The organism is Rhodopirellula sp. J20-39 (assembly GCF_057365095.1).
Window position 1 is genome coordinate 3,402,614 of sequence record NZ_CP195123.1, and the last position, 22,309, is coordinate 3,424,922.

Sequence of the window (22,309 nt, forward strand, 5' to 3'; positions counted from 1 at the left end):
GCCTCGAAAGTGAGACCTGATCATGACCCAATCGAGCCGACGACAATTTCTTTCTAATAGTGCGGTTGCCGCTGGAACGCTCGGAATGTCTGGGCTGTTGTCCGGTCAGGTCCGCGCATCTGAAGTTGCGTCAGGGGTTGCACAGGGACCGCGTCTACGAGGGCAAGCCGAACATGTGATTTCGATTTGGCTCGGTGGCGGCATGGGGCAAATGGATACGTTTGATCCCAAAGCGAAGGGCGATCCGAAAACCAAGAAGGCTGGCTCGTATTATGAAGCGATCGACACGGTTGTTGATGGTGTTCAAGTTTGTGAGCACTTTTCGCAAACGGCGAAGGTGATGGACCGAGTGACCGCGGTGCGAAGCGTGCATCACAGCACGATCGATGAGCACGCTGCGGCGACGAACCGGATGCACACCGGACGATCGGTCAGCGGAACGGTGACCTATCCCTCGCTGGGATCACTGATTGTTCATGAACGCGGTGCTGCCAGCGACGATGCTCCGCCCTATGTGTTAATCGGATACCCTAACGTGACTCGTGGGCCAGGATTTCTGGGGGCGAAGCACGGTTACCTTTACCTGACCGAAACCGGTCGTGGCCCAGCGGGATTGTCACGGCCAGATGGGATCACGACGGATCGTCAGGGGCGTCGGGAAGCGTTCCTGGCATCGTTACGTAAAAGTGCCGGTGAAACGAAAGTGCGTGAGCTGCTGGATTATGACGATGCCATCCAGCAAAGTTTGAAATTGAGCGGTCCCGAATTCAATCGCGTTTTTCAACTCGATCGGGAACCGACGGATTTGCGTAACCGCTACGGTGGCGAGTTCGGGCAACGTTGTTTGCTAAGCCGGCGATTGGTCGAACGGGGCGTCCGCTTTATCGAAGTCAGTCATAACCTCAACTTCCTCAATGGTGCAGGTTGGGATGTTCATAACAGTGGGATATTGAACCAGCACAAGTTGATCCAAGAACTTGATACGTCATTGGCGACGTTGATCGTTGACTTGGAGCAAAAGCGATTACTCGACAAGACGCTGATCGTGATCACCACTGAATTTGGACGTCCGTCTGGGTTCGATAGCGGCGGCGGGCGAGGCCATCAAGGCAGTTCGTTCACCTGCGTTTTGGCCGGTGGTGGATTGTCCCACTGTGGTGCCTACGGCGAAACAGACGAACTTGCCAAACGCATCGTCGCGGATCCGGTCAGCATCCCGGACTTCTTCGCAACGATCTGCGCCGCCACCGGTGTCGATTGGCAAAAGAACCTTTACTCCGGCGACCGCCCGGTTCCCATTACCGACCAAGGCAATCCAATCGCGAAATTGTTTGCTTAACAGCCGCGAACGCATGCGAGCATGGCCAGCGTGTCATTGCTGAAGGTTTCCGAAGCGAAGAAACAACGCATCTAATCATCCAAGTTTTGCTTGGCTCCGCGATGTGTGATACGTTGGGAGGGTGCCAGGGCAGCCATTAGGGTAGCTTACTGGCATTCCCGCCTACGTCGACGCAAGTCTCCCGCCTCATTTTCGATCGGCCCTGCTATGGCTGTAGCGATCCCTGCCTTGAATGGTCGTGTCTCCTTATCTGGTGGACTAGTCGTTCCTTTCGCATTTTGTTGCTTGGTGATTTTGGGCAGCGATCCAGTTGCGGCGGTGGAGCCGGGCTCGATTGATTTTTTTGAGAGTCGCATTCGTCCCGTTTTGATACAGCACTGCTATGAGTGTCATTCGGCGAAATCGGATGAGCTCGGTGGTTCGTTGTTGCTGGATTCCTCCGGTGGCATGATGACCGGCGGCGACAGTGGTCCGGCGATCGTGCATGGTGACCCCGAATCGAGCGTTTTGATCTCGGCAATTCGATATGAATCAACCGAAATGCCACCGCAGGGTCCGTTACCGAAAGAGGTGATCGCCGATTTCGAAGAGTGGATTTCAGCCGGAGCGATCGACCCGCGTGAACAAGCGCCGGTAATGCCGAAAGCTAACCCGCCTATCGACATCGAAGCGGGACGACAATTCTGGGCGTTTCGGCCTATCGCTGCTCCGGTAATCCCGTCGATTGAATTGAGCACTCTGAAATCTAATTCGCCACAGGACGCCTCCATCAATCGATCGCCTATCGATTGCTTCGTCGATGAAAAACTGAGACAAGCCGGACTACAAGCAAACGATGTGGCGCCGGCGGAAGCTCGCTTGCGAAGACTTTGCTTTGATTTGACCGGACTGCCGCCTAGTTTGGAATTGCAGCACGCATGGGCGAATGATTCGACGCCTGGACACTGGAAACAAATCGTTGAGGATCAATTGGCTTCACCTGAGTTCGCTGAGCACTGGGCTCGCCATTGGATGGATCTAGCGAGATATGCTGACAGCAACGGGGCGGATTTCAATGCCACACATCACGACGCCTGGCGGTATCGCGATTACCTCGTTCGCTCGTTTGCAAGCGATCGATCAATCGACGAGATGATTCGCCAGCAAATTGCGGGAGATCTATTGCCGTCTCAGGACGACTCTGAACGTATCGATAACTTAGTCGCTACCACGTTTCTGATGCTCGGAACCAAGATGCTAAGTGAGCGAAACAAGGACAAGCTTACGATGGATGTGGTCGATGAGCAGATTGATACGGTGGGGCGTGCCTTCTTGGGTTTGACGTTGGGGTGTGCACGATGTCATGACCACAAGTTTGATCCTGTACCAACGCGAGACTACTACGCCTTGGCGGGAATCTTTCGAAGTACGCAAACACTCAACGGCGAAAGTCAGAAGTACGTTAGCACTTGGAACAAAACTCCTTTGCCAACTAGCGAGGAACACCAACAAGCGGTCGCGGAGTTCAAACTGAAGCAAAAAACACTTACCGAGAAGTTGAAACTACTCGAAAAAGAACTCACCTCGCTGAAAGCACGAGTCACTGAGCGTGGAATCGTGCTTGATGACGAGGAAGCCGTGAAGACGGGCAAGTGGAAAGCGTCCACGTCGTTCCACCGGTTTGTGTCCAAGGGTTACGTGCACGACAACAATGCGGACAAGGGAAAATCATCGATTCGATTTACCGTGCGACTTCCCAAGACAGCACGCTATGAAGTTCGCCTGGCCGGTTCACCAGGGTCCAGTCGTGCTTCGTCGGTGCCGATCCTTGTCCGTGATGCCAGCGGCGAAAAGAAGGTCAAGGTTAACCAGCGAACAGCCGAGTTCGAAGAGATTTGGCACTCACTGGGCGAGTTCGATTTTAGTGACGAACAAGACGCCGTCGTCACGATCAGCAACGGAGATACAGACGGCTATGTCATCGTCGACGCCCTCCAGTTCTTAGTCGTTGATCCGGCTGATGATACCAACGCCCCGCCGGAAGTTGACCCGAGTATCCAGTTGGCGATCGAGCAAAAAACAAAGGAACGTGATCTCATCAAAGCGGAGGTCGCGGCGCTGAAAAAGAATCCGCCGGAACCATTGCCTTTGGCGATGGCCCCTCGAGATCAAAGCAGCAACAAGATTGCTGACTGCCCCATTCATATTCGCGGCGAAGTTGGGAATCTCGGTGAGGTCGTGCCGCGAGGTTTCTTGCAAGTATGCAGTGGTGGTCACGCCAGCATCGCGTCGCCCATTGGCAGCGGGCGATTGGAACTGGCCGATTGGTTGACTGACCCTGACAATCCGCTGGTCGCTCGGGTCTTTGTGAACCGAGTTTGGATGCACTTGATGGGCGAGGGAATCGTTCGAACGGTTGATAACTTTGGTGTACAAGGTGAACGGCCTTCGCACCCTGAGTTGCTCGATTTCCTTGCGTCCGGTTTTCTGCGTGAAGGTTGGCATTTGAAGGACTTAATTCGCAAGATTGTCACCACAGAAACCTACCAGCGATCTTCCGCAAGTCGTGACGCCGCGATAGCGATCGATCCCGAAAATCGGTTGCTGTGGCGAATGCATCGGCGACGATTGCCTGCTGAGGCGATTCGTGACACGATGCTGGTCGCTTCGGATCTGCTTGACCGTAGTCCCCGCTTTGAACCGATGAAGGGAATGGGGGTGCTTGTTTCGACCAACGACAGTAACAGCAAGGCGAACGTGGCCGATGTTTCGCAAACTTGCCGAACGCTTTACTTGCCGGTCGTTCGAGGGTACTTGCCCGCGATGGTGACGGCGTTGGATGCGGCAAATCCAGATCTATTAGTAGGCAAGCGTCCCACGACCAATGTCCCGGGACAAGCGTTGATGTTGATCAATAGCCCTGACGTTCATGCCTGGTCGGACGCGACTTCAAAGCGGATTTGCCGCGATCACGCTGCGTTTTCTGGACGCATCGAAGCTGCTTATCAGCTTTGTTTCCAACGCTCGCCGACGGATGACGACCGGGCTCTGGCCGAGTCGTTCTTCGCTGGAAACGAAGACTCGTTCGCTCATTGGCAAGAGTGGGTTGCGGCGATGTTTGCGGCCACCGAGTTTCGATTGCTCGACTAGCCGTCAACTGAGTTGAACCAAATACCTTTCGCCGATTACCTATTCAAAACACTTGGTCCTAGCATGACACTTTCGCGACGAACATTCGCTTCCCGTGCCAGTTTAGGGCTGGGCTCGTTAATGGTTTCCGCTCCGTCGCTCGTTTCGCAGTGCGCGGGTGAAACGGTGCAGGGTACGGAGTCTACGGTACAGGAATATGGTGGCGCCGTGCCAGTTCCTTATGTCCCGCCGCGAATCAAACGGGTGATCTTTCTGTTCATGCATGGTGGGCCGAGCCATGTGGATACGTTTGATTACAAGCCGTTGCTCGCCAAACACGACGGCAAGCCCTTGCCGTTTGCTTTGCCGCCGAACATCGACGCCGTCCCCAAGTTGATGGATGGACCATGGAAGTTTCAGCAAAGAGGTGAGTCCGGACTTTGGGTCAGCGATTTGTTACCGCATTTGGCCTCGGAAGCGGACTCGTTGTGCGTCATTCGTAGCATGCATACGAAAGGGCAATCGCATGGGCAAGCCGTCGGGATGGTGAACACGGGCAGCGATAATCTGGTGCGTCCCAGCGTGGGGGCATGGATCAGCTATGCGTTGGGAAGCGGACATCCTGACCTTCCGGCACATGTCGCGATCTCGCCCGCAACAGCTCATGGCGGGCCGCGAAATTATGGGGCAGCGTTTTTGCCGGCGATGCATCAAGCGACGGTCATTGGAAGCAATGGACGCTTCGGCAAAGGACAGATTCCCTATCTTGACGGCGTCGTTGATGATGACCGCTTGAACGACCGCATTGCACTGATCCAAGCGATGAACCAAAGGCATATGGCAGGCAGTGGACCTGATCGACAAATTGAAGGAGCCATCCAAGCAGTCGAATTGGCATCGCGAATGAGGAAGGCGGCTCCAGAGGTGATGGATCTGAACCAGGAATCTGCAGCGACGTTGAAAGCCTACGGCGTGGGCGAGAAGAAGACCGACTCGTTTGGCCGCGGCTGTTTACTGGCCCGTCGATTGGCTGAGGCGGGTGTGCGGTTTATCAGTGTCAGCAGCGGTCAGGTGTGGGACCAGCATGGAAATTTGAAAGATGGCCACAACAAAAATGCAGCTGCCACCGATCTGCCAGCGGCCGAACTTATTCGCGATCTGAAACGCCGCGGCATGTGGGACGACACCCTTGTGGTATGGGGAGGTGAGTTCGGTAGAACCCCAGTCGCCCAAGGTAAGAACGGCCGCGACCACAACCCGCAAGGGTTTTCGATGGTGCTTTCCGGCGGTGGTACCAAGGGCGGCTTCGCGTATGGCGAAACCGATGATTTTGGGTACTACGCTCGCACCAATCGAGTGCATATGCATGATCTGCACGCGACGATCTTGCACCTGTTAGGGATCGATCACACGCGATTGACTTTCCCCTACGCCGGCCGCGACTTTCGGCTAACCGATGTCGCTGGCCGCGTCGTCGAAGACATTCTGGTATAGCGGTCGCCGCATCTCGTCGGAACTTCCACATGGAATGCGGCCAGGCGCCAGCCTTGTAGTAGTCGTCGGTAGTTGGCTGCTATTCAAATTTGGATTGAGCCTAATGTCGTACCGCGGGTACCCAGGTGAAAGAGCAAATCCAGACGAGGGGGTGTCTCAATTCGCGATCAAGTTCTGCAATCGCGACTCCGAACGCTGATCGAAAAGCAGCCAGTTTGTTTGCCTGTCGAACATTGCGGTCTGTTTAGCCTACTAATGTGACGACAAGACAGGCTGTTGCAAGCAATTGGCTGGGTGACGCGAGTCTGAACGAATCTTGGCATGCAAACTGCTATCAAACTGATTCGCTAGACCATCGCAGCAAGAGAAACAACCAGTATTTGGAGTCACCCATGTCCACCGTCGATTTGCACCGCCCGATGCCACACTCAGTTTGGGGATGGCATGGCCAGTCAGCGGCAGGGAAAACCTCTCGCCGTCATTCTCGAAGCCGTGTTTCGACTTTGGCGTGGCGGGTGATGCTGACGTGCAGCATTATAGCGTTGGGGACCAGCAGCTACTTAGCGTGGTCGGCCATGACTTCATCGCCGGTGGCCGGCTGTAGTGGTGGGAGTGTATTCGATTGCAACCATGTGTTGCACAGTCGTTGGTCCAAAGTTCTTTCGGTACCCGTTAGCGTTCCGGCCATCCTTACTCACGCATCGGTGATTGGATTGTTGTTGCTGCGTGGGGTAAGGCCGAGCTTGCAGCGACTTCGCTGGGCTGGTATTGGCTTTGCGAGCCTTGCCGCCGGCGGTGCAGCGATTTGGTTCATCGGTTTGCAAATCTTTGCTCTCGGACATCTGTGCCCATACTGCTTGGTTGCTCACGCTGCCGGGATTGTTCTGGCCGTTACGTTCCTATTGAGTCGTCGCGTCAATCAACAAACGCTCCGCTGGATCGGTGCGACGGCAGGGGCCTCGTTGGCTGTCATGATCGCCGTCCAATTGGCAACCGAACCACCCGCAAGCTATGAAACGATTCAGTACGAGGCCACTCCGGCGGTTATGCCATCGGATGAGGCTGCCACCGGTGAAGTGGATGGTTCTCTTTTCGCCCCGCCTGCTTCGGCCAGTTCGCAAAATGCACTGGAGGAAGGTTTGTCGATGATTAGCGAAGCGAAAATGTCGCGGTTGGCGATGGCACTCGTAAGCCCCGCCACACTTCTTCAAGCGGAAGTGGATGCTTCCGGAGCATCCACACCGCCGGCTGGTAAGTCAGTCCAGGTGCTTGGTGGCGTCAAGCTGAACACCAACGACTGGCCAGTAGTGGGCGATCCGAACGCGGAAATGGTGTTTGTCGAAATGTTCGACTACACGTGCCCGCATTGCCAAAAGACCCACAAGTCACTGGATGCCGCTCGCCAACATTTCGGTGATAAGTTGGCCGTGATCACGCTGCCGGTACCATTGGACGGGAAGTGTAATCCAACGGTTCGCTCAACCCATGCCAGCCACGCTGAATCTTGCGAGATTGCGAAGTTGGCGGTTGCGGTGTGGATGGTCGATCGTCAGAAGTTCGCCGAATTCCATGACTATCTATTCGATGCAACGCCTTCGTACAGCCAAGCGATCAGTCGAGCATCGTCGATGGTCGATCGCGGCAAATTAGATCGAACCCTGAGCGGTCCTGCGCCGGGTGATTACATCAGCAAGCACGTTCAGTTGTATCAACAAGCTGGTGCGGGGAAGATTCCAAAGCTGTTGTTCTCGAAGACGACTACAGTTGGTGCGGTGGAGTCGGGACAATCGATGATTCAGCTTATTAACCAGAATCGCTGATTTCATTCGGCGGGATGAGTACCGACCCAGCAGACTCAGTCTGCAAATTCGAAAACGTGAAGGTTTCGCCCGTTCGAACCTGGGACAGCCAGCATGCTGCCATCACCGGATATTGCGAGTGTTTGGACATAACCGTGGCCGGTTGCTTGCGAGTGGACTCGTCTTTGAGTTTGCACGTCCCAGACGTTTACTTTTCCAGAGCCGCCGCTGAGCAAATGCGTTCCATCGGGAGTGAACTCCATCGACCACTGGATTTCGTTGCTAACCAGCGGCGGCAGTTCTCGGCCGTTTTCTAGTTCCCAGACGCGAATGTTGTAGGTGTCCCCAGCCGCTAAGAACTTCCCGTCATCGGAAAAGGCGGCCGATTGACCCGCAGCCCATGATTGGTTGACTGGGCGTTTCTGTGTGATCTCGTTTCGCCCGGTGTCGTAGACCAACAACGTCGCGCCGTCGGTTGCATAAAGAGTTCGAGCATCATTCGAGATACGAACCGCTTTGACTGGGCCAGCAAAGCCAGAGATCGTAGCAAGCTCGCGTCCCGATTCGATTTCCCAGCAGCGTGCTTTCTTTTCGTCGCCGCCGGTTAGCGCATAGCGACCATCTTCAGAGATCGATATGCACTTGATTTCTTTCGAGTGCCCGGCGAACTGGCCGACTTCCCTGACCATTCCTTCGCGGCTGACGGAATAGACCGAAATGTGTCCGGTTCGTCCGGCCGCTAGGAGTGTCGAACCGTCGGGCGTGAACCGGCATGCCGAGATCGACTGCAATAATTCCAGCTTTTCGATCTTGGTTGTGATGCTTTGATGTTCGACATCAAACATCATCAGCGACCGATCGGGACGTCCGCCGGCTAAGAATCGACCGCGTGGGTCAAAGGCAACCGAACTGATGCCCCATGTTAAGTCCGTGAACAGAGCAACCTGCGACACCTTGCCAATTCCGTTACGCCAACTACGCGACCGCCGCGCGGTTGATGTCGATGGGCGAGATGTCGAGGCGTTCGGTGTGCGCGCATGGCGGTTGTGATCACCCGGACGGATCAACTTCAAATCCACGCAAGCTTCGCCAAACATGTCTTTGAAGACATCACGCTTGATCGTGCCGCCATCGACCTGCAGTGAGCTAAAGACCCGCGACACTTGTGAGGTATCCGCCAGGCGTCGGAGGAATTTGTCCGGCTTCAGCCCGAACTCGCTGGCAACTTGATTCAGGTCGATATCTTGTTGGAATCGCATCGCCATGGCTGAAATCGATTCGCCGCTACGGCTCAGGTTGGTGATGCCCAATCTCGATAGCACCTCGGAGAACTTGCGGCCGTCGCGGTCAAAGATCCGGTCCAGCTCGTTCGATTCCCGATACAACGACAAAATATCATCGGCATCCTCGAACGCGTCGCGGTTTCGCCGCACCGCCACGCCGACTTCGTCCTTTTTAGGTATCACACCGGTGTAGTGACACGACATGCATGATACGCCGTTGGTAACCGTGCGATCGAGTTGTTTCGGATCGCTGACAATGTTAGTGGGCCCCTGGTCGATTCGTCGTCCGTGTTCGTCGACCAACAGATAACCCTGCAAACCGTTGGGCAACGTGAAGATGATCTCGCCGCCGTCGTGGACGAATGAGTCGCGGTGAGAACCCGGGCCAAGTGGATACTGGAATAGGTTTTGACGACCGATGTTGCCGCCGAAGTCATAGCTCTTCCAGTACGAGCCGTAGGGTGACTTGTGCCATTCGATCAAGCGGTTGTTCTGCGATACACCGGAGCGGTTGAATGCGGCTCGGATCACACGTTCTTGATCGATGTTGGCCTGCACATTGACTCGCAACATTTCCTCCAGCTCGAGATCTGACTCGGGCAGGTTCAGCACATCGTGATACAACGGAGGTTTTGAGGCCGCGAAGACAAACCAATCGATTCGGACAAACGGCATTTCGGTTTCGGATTCGTTGACACACGCCAAAGTAGCTGGCGACGAAAGCCGAATCGCATACGGGTTGGCAGCTTCGATCGCATGCCAAATTTCGCTATCCCAGTGCAGGTCCCGCATGTCGATCCCGAACACTGTTTTCGCCGAGTCGATCGCTTTAGGGATGACCAGGTCGGTGTTCCAAGAAAGACTGTTGATCAATTTGACGAACGCATTGCGATACGTCTGCAGCTCGTCTTGGGATACTCCTGCGTTGTAGAGGTGCGTGAGCGTGAAGTAACGCATGAACCGGCGGCTTCGTTCAGGCTTACCACGAATGTCGGCGAGCACCGTTTCGGTGATCTGTTCGTTGGAGACGAACGGTCGCGATTCCTGTTTCGCGATCGCTGGCGACCCGGCTGCCACCCAGGCCTGGATCGTACTGATCTGACTCTTGGTCAATTGTGGTTCGCCGACGGGCGGCATGACACTGTCTTCGTCCGCCGTGATTCGTTCCAGCAATAACGACTCTTCGCCAGGCTTGGCAAACGTCTTGGAGAGTTTTTCGAGGTTGGCGACAAAGTTGAAGCCGCCTTCGCTGGTGCCATCTTCACCGTGGCAGTGGTAGCAGGCCTCTCGCAAAATCGCCTCGGTTTGGCTGGCTAGTTGCGATGAATTAGTTGACGGACGAAAGGATTCTGAACGAGTGGTTGAATTCGAAGCCGGCGCGCTGCTCGATGGGCTTCCTCCTAAGGACGCCGGGGTCATTTCTTTCGGTGTCGTCTGCTTAGGTGTCGACAGTGATTTTAAGAAGTCCCGATCGTTTTGACTTAAACGAACCATGGGCAGACTGATGATGCTGCCGTCGGGTTTTTCCAACACAACCTTATTGCCGTGAACCACGATCAGCTTCGCTTCAATCTTGAATTTGCCTGTCGAGTCGACCCACTCTCGGGCAAACGCACGTGGAGCAATCGTGGCGATTAATAACCAGACAACCAGGACAAAGCCAACGGAGAAGATTCGCATTCGAGACAGTTGAAGATGAGTTCAGAAAAGTGCCCGTTTCAGAAACAAGTCTAACCGATCTTCGCTCGACGCGACAAATTGACGGTCGCGGAAATTGAAGCCATTAGGTCCAAACGATACGGTCCGAACAATCTCAATACGGACTGGTGCATCGGCACGAGTACCGGGAAATAGGGCTAGCCACGGTGCGAGCTTGCATCGCGGCTTAACGGTTGCGAATACCGTTTGGCTAGAGCGTTTTAGAAAAGGAGGTAGGCGGTGTCGCCAGACTCCGGTGCTCTAAATATCTGTCGAATCTAGCTACAAAAACCAATCACGTAACGACCCAAAGTAGGCCGGATGAAGGAGGCTTTGCGACGCCCATCCGGCAGACGCATGATTGCCGGAACGTCGCTGCGCTCGGTCCGGCCTACGAACCACAAACTGAATTCTGTCGAATCCAGCTACCGGGATCGGCCACGTCAAATCTCAAAATGCTCTAAGTTGCTGAGCTATTCAGTGTCTGCTGGCTGTTCCGAATCGTCTTGTTGTTCTGACTCGTCGTCGTAGCCGGACAGTCGGTACAGTTCAGCGGCTTCGCGATAGGGTGGGTCCCAGCCGAGTTCCTGCAGCAGATCACGCCTCTTTTTCAGATACCACTTTGGTTCGATCACCTGCCGACTCGCCTCGAGTAATTCCAAAGCTCGTCCCTTCTTGCCGGCTCGCCGAAACATTCGGTCTTGCAAGAGAATGAACTCCAGCCGATCGTGATTGGCTTGCTTCGTGAGTCGTTGAAAGACCGCCGTCAGTTGTTCTTGATAACGATCCGGATTCGTGATTGGCCATTCCTCAGCGACCTCGGGCAGTTCACGGTACGCCAACGCGCGGCCTAAACGGTATCGGGTGTGAGCCAGAGCCCAGGCGATCGGCGTTGTCAATTGCTGAGATTCGGACGGAAGTAGCGCGGCAAGGTTGCTTTCAAGCTGCCGAGCCAACGCGATCGTTCGCCGCAAGTTTGTTTTGCGATCCTCTTCGTTGTCAACTTTGCGAAGACGCTTCTGCAGGTCGACGATCTGTTGCCAAACCGCCGTGTTGATTGTCGCGGGTTTATCCAGTTCTTCCAGCAACGGCTCGTCCACCAGTTCCGATTCAAACGGTGCACCATCGGGTGCGGAGGGCATTTGCCCCGGTTCCCATCGACTTAGCCAAGACTGCCGAGCGACATATTCCAACCGCTCGTCATCGGAACTGGCAAGTTGAATCTTTTTGGCGACCGCCTCAAGTTGCCGACCTCGCCAAAGATCGGCATCCACTTCCAGAGATTCCGCTGTCGTAGAACCGACCGCCAGAAACGCCTGGGCCAGAACAAGCAATACGAAGCTGACAAAAGGAAGGCAGCTAGAACGTTGGTGCAATGCAAGAAAGCATCCGGACATGTCGCGATCTATCAAATGGGCGGGTGAAAACGGTGGGATAGGAACAAGCGTCTCGTTGCATAGTGAGCCGATGCCATCCCGCCAAGCTTAACACGACGGAGGGAGCACCGACGCATTGGTCGGGGTACCGGCACGTCAGAATACGAGCCCGTTAACGGGTCTGCCCCCTGCTCTCTCGCGTACCGCTACATTTTGTCGTTCGGCACCTCGCCGGCTTTTTGGGGACCAGATGAGCCCTCGGACCCGTGTATTCCCGCGTAATTCTACAATCCGCCAGGAGAGAAGATTGACGCACGACGATGTTGTCGTGCGATAGTTTTGTCGTGCGATAGTTTTGTCGTGCGATAGTTTTGTCGTGCGATAGTTTTGTCGTGCGTTTTCTGACCATCGCGTTCGCTCAGCGATTGCCGAGAAATTAGTTGCTGAAATCCACGAGGCTATTGCGGAAGGCAAATTCGGAAACGCCAAAGGTCTGGCGGAAGAGCTAGGCTACGCTGACGTATTCTCGGCCATTTAGGCGAATATCGAGATCGCGACGTGTGAAGGCGAATATTCACGTGCAATTGACGAGTTTACTACGCTGATTCAAAGTGATGATTTGCCTTCGGCTGAGAAGTCAGTTGCAACTGTCGGACGAGCCATCATATACATGCGGAAGGGCGAGGTAGAGCTGGCTTTGTCGGACTTCTCCGCAAGCGTCGATATGCCCGGCGTGTCAGTAGATGAAAAGGCAAGGGCACTTACCACCAGAGGCATCATTAGTTGTTATGTGCAGGAGTTTCCTTTGAGTCAGGCTGATTTTGAAGCAGTCTTGAAACTGGACGGCGTGTCAATTCAGGAGCGAACCATAGCAATGTTTGCGGTTGCTCAACCGATGATTGACCATTGCGATCGTGAAGAGGTGATTGCGGCTCTGCGGAGAGCGTTTGAAGATGGCGATCGAGATTCAAACTACTACGGTGGAGCGCCAGGGGACCTGTTGTGGATGGTGTTGAGGCGTGGTGCGTCTGAATGGGCCGACTACATTGCTGAGTTGGCTTCGCTTTACATTCGTTTCGATACCGCTGAAAAGCTGGGGCAGGGCGTGACGCAGTCGATTGAATACCTCGATCAAGGTGGCTTTTCTAATTCGCAACTCGATACCTGGAACGCTGCTTGGCAGGCCGTGGGTAGAGACTGCGAAGACCTCGAGATTCCACTGCAGTGTCTGGACGTTGCCGTCGAAGTGATGAAGTCCGATCCCAAGACCGATCGACCGCTATTCAAGCTCCCGCTCGAAATTCGCCGACTGGTTCGACCGTTACTCAATAACTCACTTGGGCCGGACCAAGCCGACTAACTAACTAACTAACTAACTAACGCCTTAGCAGAACATTGCCTGCGGAGCATGTCTTTTTGTGGGCCGTACACAGTGCGATTCCAAGTTGCGCGAAGTTTGCCCCTTGCATCCATCCAACAACCTTAGATCCACGAATTTATAGCTCGCTTTGCTTTTTGATGGACAGGCGGTTGAGGACCCAGTTTGCGTCGGAGCCGCCGCGGTCGAAGAAGGTTAAGTCGAGTTGGTTGTCGGTCACTTTGACGTCGAAATGGGTTGGCTTTCCGTCGCTTTCGGTGCCCACGTAGGAATATTGCCCTTTGGGTGAATTGATGCTGTGGTTGATGAGCTTGCCTTCGGCACGGACTCCCATGGCGTCGTGGGCGAAGTTGCGATCGCCCATGTTGATCGTTATGCGATAGACACCGTTGGCGAGTCGGTGACGTAGCGTTCGGGGTTGGTCGCTATAAACGAAATCTTGGTTGATCTTGTTCAGTCCCGAAGCGGTGCCGCGGTCGGCGGAGCGAACGGTGCCTTTCCACGTCACGTCGCCGGTTGTGGTTGGCGAGATTCGTGTGAATCCTGGCTCGACTGGGGAGCTGTCGGTGCCGAAGTCGTAGTTGTATTCGCCTGCGTTGAGGTCGACGATCAATGCGCTCGAATGAACATAAACGGCACCAAAATCAGTTCGGCCGGTCGTGTCGAAAACGGTGTAGTGAAAGAAGTCCTGGCCATTGGGTAAACCATTCTTGGGCATGTGATATTCAATTTCGTTACGTCCGCCCGGGCCAGTGCCGACGGACAAGCTAATCTTCGCACCCTGGTGACTGACACGATCTAGCAGTTTGACATCCAAGACGTCGTTATTGACGTCGTAGTCGTTGGCGATGACGTCAATCGTGGTCGTCGGACCACTCAGAGTGGCTTCATCCCGCATCCCAAACGGTTTCACGGGACCAGGAACCACTCGGTCGCCATGCGATCGTCGCTCGTTTCGAGTTGATAGCACTTTCATGGCTTCATCGGACGCCATCCGACCCACGTTGCCTCGGTTGCCAACCATGATACTGATCGGATTCGGTTTACCACCAGCGACGGTAGCGCCTTCTTTCACCCGAGGACTCGATTCGTAGAAAAAGCCACTGGCGTTGGTATGGTGAAGTCCCCATGAGTGACCGAATTCATGCGTAAGCGTACCATCAGCCCAACTCGTTTTTCCTCGACCACCGACGGTAGCGTATCGCTGTCGTGAACCGACGCTCTTCACGTAAGCCAATCCGGATGGCGGGTAGTAGACGTGATAGCAGGCCAAGTCGTGGGTGGTGCCGACGATTTCGGGGTGCTTGTTCCAGTAGTCGCGAAACGCCGACAGGCTGCTGCCGGCGTTGCCACCGCCACCAGTTTCTCGGACCATGTCACGCAAGGGATCTTGTTCGGCGTTGTTCCGAATGATCACCTTACCGAGTCGGAACTTAATGCCAGCGGCGTGTAGGTAACGACGTTCCAAATTTGGCACGATCGACTTCACGACTTCCTGGGCAGCCTTGAGGTCTCCGTTGTAGGCCGACTTTTCAAAGAACGCGCGAGAGCCGATCTCCACACCAATCTCGAACTCCAGCACATCCATTACGCGAGTCGGTGGCAAGGTGGCGGTGGACTTCGTTTCGCCCTGAACTGGCATTGCCGCTGGACTGGAGGTAGGCGTGGGCGATGCAGCGAACAACGGAGTCGTCAGATTCCAGACACAGACAAGCAGAAGGCAAGACGACAGCCAAACTCGTGTGCATTTCGTCGCTGAAGTCTGATGGATCGACGGGGCTGAATCTTTCAGGTCGTTCATTGTTGCGGGCAAGTTTGAGGTGGATCGTTTTCTGAGTATAGCAAAGTTTAACATCGCCGAGGCGGCGTCTGTTGAGCGATTCCCAGATGTTTACCGCGTTTTGATGAGATCAGGTAGTAGCGTGCCGTCAGTCGACTGTCGTTTCTGAACAGGCGTTGAGCCGGAATTGCTTCGGTGTGGTGCCGACGTGTTGCTTGAAAACGCGACAAAGGTTGTGAGGAGTTTGAAACCCGGTTGATTCAGCGATCGCGTTGATTTTCATCTTCGTTTCCAGCAATAGCTTTTTGGCATTAGTCAGACGGATGTGCCGGAGTTCTTCTGCAGGTGCACGGATGTAGTGTTCGCGGAAAGCCTTCTCGAGTCCACTTCGCGACATCCCCACTGCGTCGAACATCTGATTCATGCTGATCGGCTCATGCGAGTGGTCGTGTAGGTAGCGAAGCGCCGCCACGACTTTGGGATGATCCACCGCGAGGCTATCGGTGCTGCGACGGGCGATCACATGAGCTGGAGGAATGTAGATGGGCTTCGGCGGTGGAGCTTCGCCACGCATCAGTCGGTCTAGCAATGCCGCACCTTCGTATCCGACTTGTTCCCAGTTGTTTTCGATGCTGGACAGTGGAACCCGCAAGCAATCACAAATGATTTCGGTGTTGTCGACCGCTAACACAGCGACTTGGTCCGGGACGGCAATGCCAGCGGCCAGACAGGCGTCGATGACTTCAACACCGTCAACGTCTCGGGAGGCAAAGACGGCCAGTGGTTTGGGTAACGCGGACAGTCGCTTGATGAGCCAGCGGTGTCGCTGGTCCAAAGTATTGGCTCGCTTGCCACGCTGTTTGTCCCATCCCAGAACGTGACAGTCGTTGCCTGCGGCGGTGACTTGGTTAGCAAACGCGATTCCACGCCGACGGCTGACGCCCAGTTCACTGCGATGTACGAAGGCAAAGTGGTGGTAACCACGTTCAAGGAAATGAACCGCTGCCATTTTTCCGATGGCGGCGTTGTCGGTGGTAACCCGTGGTAGCGCGATCGATGGACGACTTTCGGCGAGATCGACGATCGGGACATTCAAACGTTTAAGCGGCTTCCAAAGGTCGCGACCACCACCGAGCAGGGTCAGAACGCCGTCTCCGTTCCAGTGGTTGGGAACGAGGTCTTCGAAATCCGACGTGATGTGCCAGCCGTGATCGCGTGCATACCTGGCTACGCCGTGGTGAATTTTGGGGTAATACCATCCCAACGCCAACAAGATGCTACGGTCGTTTGTACGCTCGGTTGAGGACGTGATGGAACGCTGTTTTGCAGTCGTTCGGGCGTTGGGCATAAGCGGTCCTCCTTTGTTGCGAGTAGTGAATATGCCAATGATTTTACTTGAAATGTCAGTATGTGTTGGTGCCAGACTTGGATATTCTGGGCTGCAGTGATGACCTAGTGGCGGCCTGACCGCTGTTACAGCATTCGATTGGCGGGTGAATATGCGATATGGCTCGCTGGTCGAACGTCCTGCCTTTTTCATTACCCAACCTCGTTATCAAGTCGATGTGCCGTATGACCTCCAACCAGATATGCACCGATTTGCCAATCTTCAATGGCCTCGTGGCGGCGACGTTCACGCCGATGCATCGTGACGGATCCTTGAACCTTGACGCGATTGAGCCAATGGTCGAGGAATTGATTCATCAGGGAATCGTGGGGATGTATGTCCTGGGAAGCACCGGAGAAGGAGCGTCGCTGACTTTTCCAGAGCGATGCTCAGTCGCTGAAAGGATGATCGGCGCCGCAGCGGGACGAGTGCCGGTGATTGTCCAGTGTGGGAGTGAGAGTCTGGCCCAGGCACGCCAGTTGGCCGCTCATGCCCAGGAAGCGGGGGCGGACGCTATTTCGTCAGTCAGCCCCGTCTATTTCAAGCCGGATTCGGTTGAAACGCTGGTGGCAAGCATGGCCGAGATTGCCAGCGGTGCCCCTGAGTTGCCGTTTTACTACTACCACATTCCGGGCGCGACCGGCGTTGATTTCAGCATGCTGGAATTTCTGAAATTGGGCGGTGACCGAATTCCGAACCTACGAGGCATTAAGTTCACATCACCCAAGTTGCATGAATTTCAAAACTGTGTGGAGTTTGCCGCGAATCGCTTTGAGGTGCTTTTCGGAGTCGATGAGATGTTGTTGTACGGATTGGCCGCCGGGGCACGTGGGGCAGTCGGCAGCACCTACAACTTCGCGGCTCCAGTTTACCAGCGGTTGCTCGCTGCCTTTACCAGCGGTGATTTGGAGACCGCACACCGCTTGCAGTCACAATCGCAATTGTTGGTGAACACGTTCGTCCCGTTCGGGCCTCGTGCCGCCCAGAAAGCGATCATGTCGATGATCGGCCGGGATTGTGGACCCAGTCGATTGCCAATCGCGTCATTAACGTCGGCTCAAGTCGATACCTTGCAGCGTGATTTGACGGCGATCGGCTTCTTCGACTGGATTGCGAGCGAGAATGCGTTGGAAAGCCTCTGTTGATTTGAATACTTCAAAAATCCGGTGGAACGGTTGGCTCTCGACCCTAATTGCGATCGGGCTCTACGTTGGATTTGCTCCGGCCGATCCGTGCTTTGGCGGTGACGAAAACCAGGCAAACGTGCTGCAGTGGGAATCGTTGCCGGAATTACCCGACACGCTAGGTGTCGCTGGTCCTTTCGTTGGCGTCCATGCCGATGCATTGATCGTTGCCGGTGGTGCTAATTTCCCGCGGCCGGTCTGGGATCACGAAAAGGTCTGGAACGACCGAATTCACGTTCTGGTGAAACAGGATGGCGGTTGGAAATGGGTCGATGGGGGCAAACTACCTCGCCCGACCGCATACGGAGCGACCGTATCGACGCCTGACGGTGTGCTGTGTATGGGCGGGAATGATGAGGCGGAGGTTTTTCGAGATGTGTACTTGTTGCGGTGGGATTCTGCATCGCAACAGATCGAACGAATTACGCTTCCGCCGCTTCCTGAGGCATGTGCGTTCGGGCAAGCCACCATCATGGGTGACCTGGTCTATCTCGCGGGCGGACAGGATGCCCGCAACGAACCGCTAAGCAATTTCTGGATGCTGGATCTTAGTCGAAGAGACTTTAACGTCTACGAAGAGAACGACGCTCTCGATCGACAAGCAAAAGGACTCGATCACGAGACTCGTAGTGAATCGTTTCAGTGGCGCAAGCTGACCCCTTGGCCAGCGGAACCGCGTGCGTTCAACCTCACGCTTCACCAACACAACGGGTACGAAGAGTGCGTCTATGTGATCAGCGGACGGCGGCAACAGGGTGAAGAGACTCAGTTCCTAAAGGATGTTTGGGAGTATCGCCCCAGTGACGGTGAATGGCGGCGGCGCCAAGACGCACCGTTGCCGCTAATGGCCGCCGCGGGAATCGAGATCGGGCAAAGCCATCTACTGGTGTTAGGTGGTGACGACGGAAGTCTGTTTTCTCGAGCCGATGAACTTCGTGACGATCACCCTGGATTCCCGAAGCAGGCGTGGTTGTATCACACGATCACCGACACGTGGGCGAAAGCAGGGATGGTTCCGCAGGTTCAGGTGGCCACCAATGCAGTTGCCTGGAATGACCGAATCGTACTGGCTAGTGGTGAAGTGCGACCGAGGGTGCGGACTCCTGCCATTTGGAACATCCAAGTCAGCGGTCAGCGCTCAGGCTTTTCGATCGTCGACTACGTGGTCCTGTTCGGCTATTTGTTGGCGATGATCGGGGTTGGCGTTTACTTTTCCAAACGCAATAAGAATACCGACGACTATTTTCGCGGTGGCGGCCGAATGCCGTGGTGGGCAGTGGGCTGCAGCATTTTTGCGACGATGCTGAGTTCGATTACCTTCACGGGGATTCCCGCTAAAGCGTTTGCGCAAGACTGGGTATACGCCGTTGGCAACTTGATGATCCCGTTGGTTGCGTTTGTAGGCGTCTACGTGGCGCTTCCGTTCTATCGCCAAATTGATATCACGAGCGCTTACGAATATTTGGAGATCCGGTTTAGCCGTGGCGTTCGACTGTTCGGCAGCGCGAGCTTCACGCTCTTTCACATTTTCCGAATGGCGGTCGTGATGTCGTTGACTGGATTGGCACTCGCCGTGGCGACTCCGCTAACTCCGGTGCAGTCGGTCGTTTTGATGGGACTACTGAGTGTAATCTACTGCACCATGGGTGGGATCGAAGCCGTGATATGGACGGACACGATCCAGACGTTTGTATTGCTCGGCGGCGGCATTTTGGCAATCGTGCTGATGGTTGTAGGGGCGGACGGTGGATTGACTGGCTCGTTCACTGCAGCGTTGGATGCTGACAAGTTTCGGATAGCCAATTTTCATGGCGACGTCACCGCGTCTCGGCTGGCGTTGTGGGTGGTCGTGATTGGAGCGATGGGACAAAACCTGTCGTCTTACACTGCCGATCAAGCTGTCGTGCAGCGATATATGACCACTCCGGATCAGAAGCTCGCTGCTAGTTCAATTTGGACCAACGCGTTTCTGGCGGTTCCCGCAACGTTCTTGTTCTTCGGAATTGGAACCGCGTTATTCGCGTTCTATCGATCGCATCCCGACCGGCTCGATCCGACGATATCGACTGATCAAATTTTCCCTTTGTTCATTGCCAACGAAATGCCAATCGGGATCGCTGGATTGATTGTCGCGGGAATCTTCTCGGCAGCGCAATCGACCGTATCGACGAGTATGAACTCAACGTCCACGACGATCGTCACCGACTTTTTGCGTCCCCTGAAGATCTGTCATTCTGAACGTGCTTATTTGACCGCCGCTCGGATCGTCACACTAGCAGTGGGAGTCCTTGGAACGATTCTGGGCGTGACTTTTGTTAACCCTCGAATTCAGTCACTGTTTGACAGCTCGATCATGGTGATCGGCATGTTCATGGGGGTGCTCGGTGGTTTATTTGCACTCGGCTTCTTAACTCGCCGAGCCAACGCTTTGGGGGCGATGATTGGTGCTTTTGTCGGTGCAGGCACGATGATCTGTCTGTGGCAATTCAGTCAGGTCAATGGATACCTGTATACCGCGTGCGGGATCACAAGCTGTTTCGTGGTCGGCTACGTCGCAAGTTTTCTCATTGGTTCAAATGATCGTGACTTGATTGGATTAACAATGCACACCCGACGCGATACCGCACGGTCAAGTGTCGTCGAAAACCGCTAGAAACACTGGGTTTTGTCACTGGAACGGTGGTCGGCACTTGCGTTTCGTGAGTAGCGAAAATAGCAAGCTTTTTGTTGTGGATGACAATTGCAACCACGGTGTGCTTGTATAGGATCTTAAGGAGTCGATCGCAACCTTGGGTGCTCTTGATGGCGTTGGCTGGCCCCTTTGGTGCGTGGTTCGATTGCATGTAGTTGCACAATTCTAATCAGATATTTCCACAAGGACCGATCCCATGAGTCATTGCATGAAGAAAGCATTTTTCGCTTTCACCATGATTTTGTTCGCCACCAGTATCGGATGCGGTCCGTCAGGGCCAACTGTGATCGAACAGCCGAAGTTAACGCCGGAAGAAGCGGCTGCGGCGGAAGCTGAGTACGAGCAGTCAATGGCGTCGCATTCCTAGCGACAACGACGATTGCCTTGAGTGGTTTCTCCGATTCGGTTGTTCGAGTAGGTGAAACATTTCGAAGCAACCTGCGTTTTCATTTCTACTTTTCTTTGGAGAACTTCGATGTTACCAGTCAGAACCAGACGCAAACAAGGATTCACGCTAGTCGAGTTGCTAGTGGTCATTGCCATCATTGGTGTCCTTGTTGGACTGTTGCTTCCCGCGGTGCAGGCCGCACGGGAAGCCGCTCGCCGGATGAGTTGCAGTAATAACTTCAAGCAAATTGGACTCGGGCTGCACAATTATCATTCCGCTTACAAGCAATTGCCCATGAGCCTGGGCGGTACCGTCCAGTTGAGCGGGACCATTGATAACAAGAAGTCAAACCGGCTGTTTTTAGGTTTTCTGGTAGGAACGCTTCCGTTTGTGGAGCAGCAAGCGATTTGGGAGTCAGTGTCCAACGGCGTGGATTCATCGGGCAACCAATATCCATCGATGGGTCCTACACCGTGGACCAGCTTTGATCCTTGGAACACGAACATCCCCGGCTTCCGCTGCCCTAGCGATCCTGGAATCGGTTTGCCCGCTCTCGGGCGAACCAACTATGCGGCTTGCCTTGGCGATCATGCTCACCTAACGAATTCAGGTGGAAAGAACCAACATGGTTTTTATCAGAAGACGGACGATGCGAACGCTGAGATCGCGGGAACCGCTAAGTCCGATGACTCAGCCGCTGCCGTGGAAGCTCGGGCAACCAGCCGCGGCGTGTTTTGGTCTCGACATGTCACTCGGTTCCGCGACATTCTGGACGGAACCGCTAACACAATCATGTGCGGCGAGATCGCCACCTCGTTGGGATCCAAAGAAGTCATCGCGGACAATGCGTACTACACTTCGGGCTTGGTATCACACGCAGGCATGAACCTGCAAAAGTGTCTTGACCGAGTGGATCCAAATCGTCCGCAGTTCTATCGCAGCAGCGTTGATACTCGCGACGGAACCAGCGAGGCACGTGGCTATCGTTGGGCAGCAGGACTGCTGCAGTACAGTGCCTTTCAAACGATTCTACCGCCGAACAGTCCGAGCTGTTTCGAAAATCGCGATGTGTCCCAAGGCGTCTCGTCCGCCGGCAGCCGACACCAGGGCGGTGCACACGTTTTGATGGCCGACGGTGCAGTGCGGTTCATTACCGATAGCATCGAAGCTGGTGACATCACAGCGACGCCTGCCAATGGCAATAAAAGTCCGTATGGCTTGTGGGGTGCCTTGGGAACCCGCGGCATGAAAGAGGTTGAATCTTTGGACAACTAGGTTGTCGATGCCAAGCGATCGTCTCGATCGCTGTGTAACAACCAACGTCGCGTCTGTTTAGGTCGCAAGCCGATTCCGTCGCGACGATCCGGTTGATGATTCCTGCATCAAGCCTCTGACACTCCCTC

General features: G+C 54.7%; 13 protein-coding genes. 9 read left to right on the plus strand and 4 right to left on the minus strand.

The genetic code is table 11. The annotated features are described in order from the left end of the window. Nucleotides 1-22 precede the first annotated feature (22 nt). From ACR3ZL_RS12455 to ACR3ZL_RS12470, 4 genes are all read left to right on the plus strand, one after another. A complete protein-coding gene (locus tag ACR3ZL_RS12455) occupies nt 23-1,339 on the plus strand; it encodes a DUF1501 domain-containing protein (protein WP_473652827.1) in 1,317 nt (438 codons plus the stop codon). A gap of 207 nt (nt 1,340-1,546) precedes the next feature. Beyond that, on the plus strand, nt 1,547-4,468 hold the full coding sequence (locus ACR3ZL_RS12460; RefSeq protein ID WP_473652826.1) for a DUF1553 domain-containing protein: 2,922 nt from the start codon (nt 1,547-1,549) through the stop codon (nt 4,466-4,468). 63 nt (nt 4,469-4,531) lie between these two features. After that, entirely contained in the window at nt 4,532-5,941 is a 1,410-nt protein-coding gene (locus ACR3ZL_RS12465; protein WP_473653566.1) for a DUF1501 domain-containing protein, read from the plus strand. Nucleotides 5,942-6,333: 392 nt separating this feature from the next. Further along, on the plus strand, nt 6,334-7,761 hold the full coding sequence (locus ACR3ZL_RS12470) for a vitamin K epoxide reductase family protein (RefSeq protein ID WP_473652825.1): 1,428 nt from the start codon (nt 6,334-6,336) through the stop codon (nt 7,759-7,761). Between the two features lie 35 nt (nt 7,762-7,796). Here ACR3ZL_RS12470 and ACR3ZL_RS12475 read toward each other — a convergent pair whose 3' ends face one another. Both ACR3ZL_RS12475 and ACR3ZL_RS12480 read right to left on the minus strand, forming a co-directional pair. Beyond that, nucleotides 7,797-10,703, minus strand: coding sequence for an SHD1 domain-containing protein (locus ACR3ZL_RS12475; protein WP_486173502.1), 2,907 nt, complete (start codon nt 10,701-10,703; stop codon nt 7,797-7,799). 491 nt (nt 10,704-11,194) lie between these two features. Then, nucleotides 11,195-12,118 carry a hypothetical protein gene (locus tag ACR3ZL_RS12480; protein WP_473652821.1) on the minus strand — a complete coding sequence of 308 codons (924 nt, stop codon included), beginning with the start codon at nt 12,116-12,118 and terminating at the stop codon, nt 11,195-11,197. 874 nt (nt 12,119-12,992) lie between these two features. Here ACR3ZL_RS12480 and ACR3ZL_RS12485 point away from each other — a divergent pair. Next, complete coding sequence (locus ACR3ZL_RS12485; protein ID WP_486173503.1) at nt 12,993-13,457, plus strand: hypothetical protein; 465 nt, start codon at nt 12,993-12,995, stop codon at nt 13,455-13,457. Nucleotides 13,458-13,593: 136 nt separating this feature from the next. On the opposite strand, the gene ACR3ZL_RS12490 is transcribed toward ACR3ZL_RS12485, so the two are convergent. Together ACR3ZL_RS12490 and ACR3ZL_RS12495 are read right to left on the minus strand one after the other, a co-directional pair. Then, a complete protein-coding gene (locus ACR3ZL_RS12490) occupies nt 13,594-15,276 on the minus strand; it encodes a M12 family metallo-peptidase (RefSeq protein WP_486173504.1) in 1,683 nt (560 codons plus the stop codon). 127 nt (nt 15,277-15,403) lie between these two features. Beyond that, nucleotides 15,404-16,603 carry a XylR family transcriptional regulator gene (locus tag ACR3ZL_RS12495; protein ID WP_473652818.1) on the minus strand — a complete coding sequence of 400 codons (1,200 nt, stop codon included), beginning with the start codon at nt 16,601-16,603 and terminating at the stop codon, nt 15,404-15,406. 158 nt (nt 16,604-16,761) lie between these two features. On the opposite strand from ACR3ZL_RS12495, the gene ACR3ZL_RS12500 reads away from it, so the two are divergent. The 4 genes from ACR3ZL_RS12500 (at nt 16,762) to ACR3ZL_RS12515 (ending at nt 22,181) form a co-directional block, all read left to right on the plus strand. Continuing rightward, a complete protein-coding gene (locus ACR3ZL_RS12500) occupies nt 16,762-17,787 on the plus strand; it encodes a dihydrodipicolinate synthase family protein (RefSeq protein WP_486173505.1) in 1,026 nt (341 codons plus the stop codon). Next, complete coding sequence (locus tag ACR3ZL_RS12505) at nt 17,765-20,479, plus strand: sodium:solute symporter family protein (RefSeq protein WP_473652815.1); 2,715 nt, start codon at nt 17,765-17,767, stop codon at nt 20,477-20,479. Before ACR3ZL_RS12500 ends, ACR3ZL_RS12505 begins: the two co-directional genes overlap by 23 nt. 235 nt (nt 20,480-20,714) lie before the next feature. After that, nucleotides 20,715-20,885, plus strand: a complete 171-nt coding sequence (locus tag ACR3ZL_RS12510) for a hypothetical protein (protein ID WP_473652814.1) — start codon at nt 20,715-20,717, stop codon at nt 20,883-20,885. Between the two features lie 108 nt (nt 20,886-20,993). Next, entirely contained in the window at nt 20,994-22,181 is a 1,188-nt protein-coding gene (locus ACR3ZL_RS12515; RefSeq protein ID WP_473652813.1) for a DUF1559 family PulG-like putative transporter, read from the plus strand. The last annotated feature ends 128 nt before the right edge of the window (nt 22,182-22,309 follow it).